Annotated in this window: 3 protein-coding genes; all 3 read left to right on the forward strand. The window is 74.1% G+C overall.

Features of this window, described 5'->3' with window-relative positions; genetic code table 11:
- Positions 1 to 580 (forward strand): O-antigen ligase family protein (locus HMPREF0731_RS02360; protein WP_040611852.1); only part of this gene is annotated, 580 nt, incomplete at its 5' end.
- Between the two features lie 199 nt (positions 581 to 779).
- Entirely contained in the window at positions 780 to 1793 is a 1014-nt protein-coding gene (locus tag HMPREF0731_RS02365) for a family 8 glycosyl hydrolase (RefSeq protein WP_245538227.1), read from the forward strand.
- 69 nt (positions 1794 to 1862) lie between these two features.
- Positions 1863 to 2085 (forward strand): hypothetical protein (locus tag HMPREF0731_RS24880; protein ID WP_007002401.1); only part of this gene is annotated, 223 nt, incomplete at its 3' end.

The raw sequence follows: 2085 nt of genomic DNA on the forward strand, positions 1-2085 counted from the left end.
CATGGCGCTGGTGCTGCTGGCGGCGCCGCTGGCGCTCGGCCCCGCCTTGCAGCGCGTGGCGCCGGTGGTGGAGCGGCTGCCGCCCTCGGCCATCCACCGGCTGGTGATCTGGCAGTTCGGGCTGGAGCGGGCGGCAGAGAAGCCGCTGCTGGGCTGGGGCATGGAAGCGGCGCGCAGCCTGCCCGGCGCCGATGACGCGCCGGACCCCGCGCGGCTGGCGGACCTGGGCGTGCGCAGCCCGGCGCTGCTGCACTGGTTCGCCGCGCCGCATCTGACGGTGATGCCGCTGCACCCGCACAACGGCCCGCTGCAGATCCGGCTGGAGCTGGGCTGGGTGGGCACCGTGCTGGCGGCCCTCGCCTTGCTGCTGCTGGGCCGCGCCGCGGGGCGGCTGGCGTTGCCGGCCGGGCCGCTGGGCGCGATGGCCTCGGGCTTCGTCACTTTCCTGGCCAGCTTCGGCGCCTGGCAGCCCTGGTGGCTTTGCAGCCTGGCCCTGGCGCTCGCCCTGGCCCTGGCGCTGGCCAGCCGCGCCACCGCGCCGGGCCGCGTGGTGGCGCCCGGCAACCCAGGGTTGCCCTGAGCTTCGCGGAGGGATTTTCACCCCCGCCGGAGAATACACGCGGGGACGGTGGATCGCGGACTTGTGCTCGCATAAGGTGCAAAGGTAAACGTTGTTCTATCGAAAGCGCCCGGATTCCCTGGGCGCCAGGCCCAGGACTGCCAGGACCGCCATGTCGCCGCTCGGAAGGCGCAGCCTGTTCGCTCTCAGCACCGCTGCGTTGACCGCCGCGCCCCGCCTGCCTGGCCATGCCGAGTATCGCGATCCTCCGACGCTGGGCGGCCGCGAGCACTGGGCGGAGTTCAAGCGGCGCTACCTGGAGCCTTCCGGCCGTGTCATCGACACCGGCAACCGCAACGTCTCGCATTCCGAGGGGCAGGGCTGGGCGCTGCTGCTGGCCACCGCCTATGACGACCAGCCCGCCTTCGACCTGATCCTTCGCTGGACCCGGCGCGAACTGCGCCGGCCCTATGATTCGCTCACCGCCTGGATCTGGAAGCCCGACCGCACCCGCCCGGTCGAGGACAGCAACAACGCCACCGATGGCGACATCTTCATGGCCTGGGCCTTGCTGCGCGCCGCGCATCGCTGGAAGCGGCCGGAGCTGCGCGCCGAGGCGCGCGCCATCGCGCAGGACCTGCACCGGCTCTGCGTGCGCGATGTCGATGGCCGCGCCGTGCTGCTGCCCGCCGCCTTCGGCTTCCAGCATCCCGGCTATGTGGTGGTGAACCCCTCCTACTACGTGTTCCCCGCCTTCCCCGCCCTGGCGCAGCTGCACCCTGAGGGCCGCTGGGACGAGTTGCACCGCGACGGGCTGGCGCTGCTGCGCGAGGCCCGATTCGGCCGCTGGGGCCTGCCGGCCGACTGGGTGCGGCTGGCCGACGGCCAGCGGCCGCGCCCGGCCTGGGGCTGGCCGCCGCGCTTCTCCTATGACGCGGTGCGGGTGCCGCTGTTCCTCAGCTGGGCCGGCCGGCATGACGAGCCGGCGGCGCAGGCGGCGCTGTCCTTCTGGACCGCCTTTCCCGGCGGCATGCCGGCCTGGACCGAGTTCACCGCCAACAGCATCGCCCCTTATGCCGCCGACAGCGGCATGCGCTCGGTCGCCCTGCTGGTGGCCGACCCGGCGGCGCAGGCGCGCCATCTGCCACCGGTGGACGCCGCCCGCGACTACTACCCGGCCGCGCTCACCCTGCTGGCCCATCTGGCTGCCTTCGAACGGCCACCCATGGCATAGCCCGCCGGTTGGTGTGGCGTGTCGGCGCCCTCCCCGGCAGGATGACGGCGATGCCCCTGGCTTTTTCCCATGGACGATGAACCCGGATCCTCCGCCCGCTGGCGGCGCCCGGCCCTGCTGATCGGGGCGCTGGCCGCCACGGCGCTGCTGGCCGCCCTGGCCCTGCAGCTGGCGGCGGAACGGCGCGAGGCGCTGCAGCGCGCGAGCGCCGCGCTGACCGCCTGGTCCGCCGTGCTGGCCGACCGCAGCGCCAGCCAGCTGCGCGGCGTGGAGCGCGCCCTGGCCGAGCTGC

It is taken from the genome of Pseudoroseomonas cervicalis ATCC 49957, assembly GCF_000164635.1.
In the GTDB taxonomy this organism is placed as follows: Bacteria; Pseudomonadota; Alphaproteobacteria; order Acetobacterales; family Acetobacteraceae; genus Pseudoroseomonas; species Pseudoroseomonas cervicalis.